Source organism: Cereibacter changlensis JA139 (assembly GCF_003034985.1).
Taxonomy (GTDB): domain Bacteria; phylum Pseudomonadota; class Alphaproteobacteria; order Rhodobacterales; family Rhodobacteraceae; genus Cereibacter; species Cereibacter changlensis.
The window spans coordinates 1-923 of sequence record NZ_PZKG01000377.1; the positions used below are offsets into that span (position 1 = coordinate 1).

Annotated in this window: 2 protein-coding genes; both read right to left on the minus strand. The window is 66.8% G+C overall.

The annotated features are described in order from the left end of the window. Window positions 1-27 precede the first annotated feature (27 nt). Entirely contained in the window at window positions 28-663 is a 636-nt protein-coding gene (locus C5F48_RS24170) for a hypothetical protein (RefSeq protein WP_107666170.1), read from the minus strand. A 10-nt stretch (window positions 664-673) separates the two neighbouring features. Continuing rightward, on the minus strand, window positions 674-923 hold a 250-nt coding region (locus C5F48_RS25540; protein ID WP_181247788.1), incomplete at its 5' end, for a hypothetical protein.

Below are 923 nucleotides of genomic sequence, written 5' to 3' on the forward strand. Positions count from 1 at the left end.
GGATGAGCCGGGTTGCTGGTTGACCCGTCACGGGGCGCTCCGGCTGATCTGAACTTGCCCGGGCAGCTGCAGGACATGCTCCGAGACGGTCACGCTGTCGATGCAGCCCTGATCCTGCATGCGCTTGAGAGCTTCGCGCCAATCGTCGGGCATGGGTTCGCCTCGGTGGAGTCGATGCCAGATCGGCTCGACCGCGGCGCAGGCTATCTTGCCTGCGTCTTCTGCGGTGAGGGCGAGGTGGCTTGCCGCGCCATCCTCGGTCTCGATGAAGATCGACCAGACAGTGAGGCCGGTCGTCGGCTCGCCACGACCGGCGCCCGTGACGCCGCCGGTGTGCCAGAGCGTGATCGGCGGGAATATGACCTTGCCGGGTCGCAGATCGGTGTAGCCGTCGAGGGCGTCGATGACATGCTCCCGCCCGAAGCGATCCTGCACATGGACGGAAAACCGCAGCCCGGCGAAGCTGGCCGACACCGCGGCCAGATCCTGTTCCGCGTCCGACCAGCAGACGTTGGCGATGGCGGCGCGACCATCGGCCAGATCGGTCCAGTGGCGGTACTGGCTGATGGTCTTCAGGTTCGCGAGGATCGGGGACCACAGATCGGGGGAGGGGGCCTGATCCGTCGCGGTGGTCACGGTGAGGGTGAAACTTGCACGGCACATGGGGCGGCTCCTATGCCTCGGGCGCGTTCACGAGGAACACGTCGGAGATGCTGAACACGAGATTGTCGGACAAGCGGCGCACCTGCGCCATGTGGCCGCCGGCGATCCGCTTGGTTGTGTAGACGCCACCCTGACGGGTGGCGTAGTCGCGCGGTATCCACGCCTCGACGCGGATCTTGGTTCCGGCGGGCAGACGGAGGATTGCGCCAACCGGGACGGTGCCGACCTTGCGGATTGCGCCGCCGATCTCGCGGAAGGTG

Coding starts and splice junctions, on each gene's coding strand:
- C5F48_RS24170 (WP_107666170.1), bottom strand. CDS start 663: ATGTGCCGTGCAAGTTTCACCCTCACCGTGACCACCGCGACGGATCAG.